This is a genomic window from Rhodanobacter sp. PCA2 (genome assembly GCF_013620825.1).
Classification (GTDB): domain Bacteria; phylum Pseudomonadota; class Gammaproteobacteria; order Xanthomonadales; family Rhodanobacteraceae; genus Rhodanobacter_A.
In genome coordinates this window covers 11,536-16,740 of sequence record NZ_NJIC01000002.1, presented here as the reverse complement: position 1 = coordinate 16,740, position 5,205 = coordinate 11,536, and the positions used below count along the sequence as shown (strand labels likewise).

The 5,205-nt window shown below is 70.4% G+C and carries 4 protein-coding genes; 2 read left to right on the top strand and 2 right to left on the bottom strand.

The window, feature by feature from the left end:
* Together PCA_RS00905 and PCA_RS00900 are read left to right on the top strand one after the other, a co-directional pair.
* Nucleotides 1-596, top strand: a 596-nt coding sequence (locus PCA_RS00905; protein ID WP_181300237.1) for a helix-turn-helix domain-containing protein, incomplete at its 5' end; no start/stop codon positions are given.
* Nucleotides 597-714: 118 nt separating this feature from the next.
* Nucleotides 715-3,159 carry a prolyl oligopeptidase family serine peptidase gene (locus PCA_RS00900; protein ID WP_181300236.1) on the top strand — a complete coding sequence of 815 codons (2,445 nt, stop codon included), beginning with the start codon at nucleotides 715-717 and terminating at the stop codon, nucleotides 3,157-3,159.
* Here the strand turns inward: PCA_RS00900 and PCA_RS00895 are convergent.
* Both PCA_RS00895 and PCA_RS00890 read right to left on the bottom strand, forming a co-directional pair.
* Nucleotides 3,125-3,976, bottom strand: coding sequence for a TlpA disulfide reductase family protein (locus tag PCA_RS00895; RefSeq protein WP_181300235.1), 852 nt, complete (start codon nucleotides 3,974-3,976; stop codon nucleotides 3,125-3,127). The genes PCA_RS00900 and PCA_RS00895 overlap by 35 nt on opposite strands.
* A gap of 336 nt (nucleotides 3,977-4,312) precedes the next feature.
* Nucleotides 4,313-5,161: a helix-turn-helix domain-containing protein gene (locus PCA_RS00890; protein ID WP_181300234.1), complete on the bottom strand. Its 849-nt coding sequence runs from the start codon at nucleotides 5,159-5,161 to the stop codon at nucleotides 4,313-4,315.
* Nucleotides 5,162-5,205 lie beyond the last annotated feature (44 nt).

The window sequence follows — 5,205 nt, the reverse complement described above, 5'->3', positions numbered from 1 at the left end:
GCCGCCGCGCCACCACGCCCTGGCCCTGGGCCACGCGCTTCGCGGAACGCTACCCGCGGGTGCAGCTCGATCCCGATGTCCTGTACGTGGACGAAGGCGACGTGCTCACCTCGGCCGGCACCGCCGCCGGCATCGACTGCTGCCTGCACGTGCTGCGCCGCCGCCTCGGCGCGGAAGCGGCAAACCGCATGGCGCGCACCCTGGTGGTGCCGCCGCACCGGCAGGGCAGCCAGGCGCAATACATCGAGCAGCCGGTGCTGGCGACCGCGCGCGACACGCCGCTGACGAAGACGCTGGACTGGGCGGCACGCCACCTCGGCGAAGCGCACAGCCTCGATGCGCTGGCCACGCGCGCGGCGATGAGCCGGCGCAGCTTCACCCGCCACTTCCGCCAGCACACCGGCAGCACCGTGGGCCAGTGGCTGCTGGCGCAGCGGCTGGCGCTGGCGCAGCGCCTGCTGGAAACCACCGCGCTGCCGGTCGAACGCATCGCCGAACGCGCCGGCTTCGGCACCGCGCTGTCCATGCGCCAGCATTTCGGCGCGGTGCTGCACACCACGCCCTCGCTGTATCGCCGCGAATTCCGCGGCGACTGAACCTGGCTGCGGCGACCCGAGCCTGGCGCCCGCCCGACAGGGAGGAAACAGGACCAATGGCGCTTGCCGGCAGGCACCGGCCCGCTATGCTCTCGGGTTTTCGACTGCGGAGCGCACCATGCGCCGACTGCTGCTTGCCGGCCTCGTGGCCTTCACCGTGCTGCCCGCGGCGGCGTTCGATGCTTCCACCGCACCGTCCGCCAGCGCGCCACTGGACCTGGAAACCATCATGGCCAGTCCCGACTGGATCGGCCACGCGGTGGAAAACCCGTACTGGAGCGTGGACGGCCGCAACCTGTACTACACGCTGAAGCGCGACGGCGATACGGTGCGCGACCTCTACCGCGTGAGCGCCGCAGGCGGTGCTGGTGCCAAGCTCGATCCCGCCGCGATGGCGCAGGCCGAAGGCCCCGCGGTGTACGACCGCAGCCACACACATGCCGCCTTCATCCTGCACGGCGACGTGTTCCTGGTGGACCTCGCCAGCGGCCGCCGCGTGCAGGTGACGCGCTCGCCGCAGCCGGAGTCCTCGCCGCAGTTCTCCGCCGACGGCCGCACGCTGCAGTTCCGCGACGGCAACGACTGGTACGGCTACGACCTCGCCAGCGGCATCAGCTCGCCCGCCGCCATCCTGAAGTTTGCCGACGACCCGCAGGCGAAGAAACCGGACGCGCTGGAACGCCGGCAACTCGAGCTGTTCGACACGCTGCGCGAGATGAAGGCGGACCGCGACGCGCAGCACGCGCAGCAGCAGGCGCTGGCAGGCGCCGACGCCGGTCGCGCGCCGCAGCCGTTCTGGCTGGGCGACAAGCTCAAGGCCGTGGACACCGCGCTGTCGCCGGACGGTCGCTGGATGCTGGTGATCGCCGCCCCCGCGCATCCCGACGACGGCAAGGCGCCGGGCGTGATCCACTACGTCACCGACTCGGGCTACACCGAGGTGCAGAAGGCGCGCACCTATGTGGGCCGCAACGACCCCGCGCCGCAGTCGCTGCTGCTGCTCGACCTCGCCGCGCACAAGGTATGGCCGCTGGCCACCGACACGCTGCCCGGCATCAAGGACGATCCGCTGAAGGCGATCCGCGACCGGACCGTCGCCGCGCTGGAGAAGGCCGGCCACGGCGACGAAGCCAAGGCGCTGAAGGCGCCGGCCGTGCGTCCGGTGACCATCGCCAACGAAGGCAGCGGCGGCGGCATCGCGTGGAGCGACGACGGCCACCAGGCCGCCGTGCAGCTGCGCGCGATCGACAACAAGGACCGCTGGATCGCCAGCGTCGATTTCGCGAAGCACGCGCTGGTGGCGCAGGACCGCCTGCACGACGCGGCCTGGATCAACTGGAGCTTCAACGACTTCGGCTGGCTGAAGGACGGCCGCACGCTGTGGTACCTCAGCGAGGCCGACGGCTGGTCGCGGCTCTACCTGAAGCCGCTGGACGGCAAGGCGAAGGCGCTCACCGGCAGCGGGAAATTCGAGGTCAGCCAGCCCCGGCTCAGTACGGACGGCCAGTGGTTCTACCTGCTCGCGAACAAGCAGGCGCCGTACAGCTACGACGTGTATCGCGTGTCGACCGGCGACGGTTCGCTTACCCGCGTCACGCAATACGAGGGCGTGGACGGCTACACGCTGTCGCCCGACGGCAACCAGCTCGCCGTGCTGCACTCCGCGCCATACCTGCTGAGCCAGCTCGCCGTGCAGGACGCCGCCGGAGGCGCGCCGCGCGAACTCACCGACACCATGAAGAAAGCGTACGCCACGCGCCCCTGGATCCAGCCGCAGTTCGTCGAGGTGCCGTCCACGCACGGCGCCGGGGTGGTCTACGCGAAGTATTACGGCCCCGCCGACGGGACTGGCGCGCCTGCCTCACGGCCCGCGGTGATCTTCGTGCACGGCGCCGGCTACCTGCAGGACGTGTCGAAGCAGGAGACGTATTACGTCCGCGAGCAGATGTTCCAGAACCTGCTGGTGCAGCAGGGCTACGTGGTGCTGGACCTGGACTACCGCGGCTCCGCCGGCTACGGCCGCGACTGGCGCACCGCGATCTACCGCAACATGGGCCACCCCGAACTGGAAGACCTGCTCGACGGCAAGGCCTGGCTGGTGAAGCACCACGGCGTCGATCCGAGGCGCGTGGGCATCTACGGCGGCAGCTACGGCGGCTTCATGGCCGAGATGGCGCTGCTGCGCGCACCCGGCGAATTCGCGGCGGGCGCCGCGCTGCGCCCGCCGGCGGACTGGGTCACCTACAACCACGAGTACACCTCGAACATCCTCAACGACCCGCAGTTGGACCCCGAGGCGTACAAGGCCAGCTCGCCGATCGAATACGCGAAGAACCTGCAGGACCCGCTGCTGATCGAGCACGGCCTGATCGACGACAACGTGCTGGCCAGCGACTCCATCCGCCTGTACCAGCGCTTCGTGGAACTGCACAAGAAGAACTTCTGGATCTCGCTGTACCCGCTGGAGCGTCACGACTTCAAGCACGCCGACGACTGGTACGACGAATACCGCCGCATCGACGAGCTGTTCAATACCTGGGTGAAGCAGCGTCCGGCGGATTGAGCGCCGTGCCGGCCGGTTGCGGCGCGATGCGCCGCAACCGCTCGGCCAGCGTGGCCCGCGAGAGCTCGCCCATCGCGCGGTCGCGCACGGTGCCGTCGGCACCCAGGAACAGCGTGGTGGGATAGCCGCGCACGCCGAAGCGGGTCGACAGGTCGTGGTTGCCGTCGATCAGCACGTGGCGCGGCGCGAGGCCCTCGTCGCGCAGGTAGTCCGCCACGGTGGCCGCGTCCTCGCCCTGGTTGACGAACACGAAGCGCACCTGCGGAAGGCGCCGCTGCGCCTCCACCAGCACCGGCATCTCGCGGCGGCAGGGCCCGCACCAGGTCGCCCACAGATTGACGACCATGGGCTTGCCGGCCAGCGAGGGCAGCGGAACTTCATGGCCGTCCAGGTCGCGCAAGGTCATGGCAGGCAGCGATTGCCGCGTCGCATCGCGCAACAGGTGTGCAGCCAGCGTGGCGAAGCCCCAGCCGAGCACGCCCGCCGCCACGCTCGCAACCAGCGCCTTGCGCAACGACGCGCTGCGCCAGGCCAGCAGCGCCGTCGCCAGCGCCAGGCCGAGCAGGCCGGCCACGGGATCGAAACCGCCGTCACGCAGATCGAGCATGCTCAGCGGCTGTTCGAGGTACTGGTGGCGCCAGCCGATTACATAAGCCACGCGCGCCAGCAGCAGCCCGCCGCCCAGTGCGAGGTACAACGCGTTGCCGGCATCCGGCCAGCCGCGCTTGCGCAGGAAGCCGGCGGTCCCCAGGCCGGCGACCAGGCCGAACAGCAAGGCGATCAGCGCGGTGGAAAAAGCGAACGGTCCCAGATTCAAGCGGCGATACTCACAGGCGCAGATCAAGCGCCAGCATATATGGCGAACGCAGACACGGGATTGCACGCGCCGCGCCTATGGGCCACACGCCAGGATTTCCGCGAACACGCGTCGGCATCCGGGATGCGCCTGCCTGGATTTCCACGAAGCAGCACCAAGGCAGGAGCACTTGCCCGAGACCTGAAATGCGTGTCCGGCTCATCTCAAGCTCGCCGAATCCGCTGCCCGGCCCGGCTCCGTTCGATCAGGCGCGTGCCGCGCCCGATCGACGTCGGACCATGCGTGGCCCGGACGACGATCCAGGCCGATCCTGGCGATGGAGGCGACAAGACCGGCTCATGTCGCGTCCGTGCCGCCCGCCAGCCCGGCCATCCGCTCGAACGCACGCCCGGTCGCGGCGTCGGCGGGCACGAAGAAGAACGCGGTGGCGCCTTCCGCCTGCACGTCGCGGATCGGCAGCCGGGTGGAATGCACGCAGAACGGGCCCAGTTCGGGATGGAACAGCGGCAGCCGCAGCGCGCTCAGCGGCGCGGTCTCCTGCCGGTTCCACAGTTCCGCGAACTCCGGGCTGGCCGCGGACAGCGCCGCGATCAGCGTGTCGAAACGCGCGTCGTCGGGATGCGCGGCCTGGCTCATGCGGAAGATGCCCAGCAGGTTCAGCATGCCAGGCACGAACTCGGGATACAGGCGCCGCCGCGCGGGATTCAGGAACGCGTTCCACACGTGGTTGCGCGCGAACGGGCCGCGCTGGGCGGCAAAACCGAACAGCCAGTCGGCCTGGGCGTTCCAGGCCAGCGCGTCGAACACCGGGTCGAGCACGAACGCCGGGCCCCGATAGCGGTCCAGCAGCAGTTGCACCGACGGCGCGAGTTCGAACGGCGGCAACGGCGGTTCCGGGTGCGCCACGCCGGCCAGCGAGAACAGGTAGGCCTCGTCGGTGGGCGACAGCGACAGCGCATGGGCAATGCGCGCGAGCGCCGCCGCCGACACGTTGATCGCGCGCCCCTGCTCCAGCCACGTGTACCAGGTGAGGCCCACCCCGGCGAGCGCGGCGACCTCCTCGCGGCGCAGGCCGGGCGTGAGCCGGCGCCCGCCGCGCGGGACGCCGGCCGTTTCCGGCGCCAGTGCCGCGCGGCGCGCGCGCAGGAAGGCCTTCAACTCGGTGCGTTGGCTGGAAGTGCGCATGGCGGGTCGCAGGGTGGTGGCGGCAGTACCAGCACTGACAACTG

Coding starts and splice junctions, on each gene's coding strand:
- PCA_RS00900 (WP_181300236.1), top strand. CDS start 715: ATGCGCCGACTGCTGCTTGCCGGCCTCGTGGCCTTCACCGTGCTGCCC.
- PCA_RS00890 (WP_181300234.1), bottom strand. CDS start 5,161: ATGCGCACTTCCAGCCAACGCACCGAGTTGAAGGCCTTCCTGCGCGCG.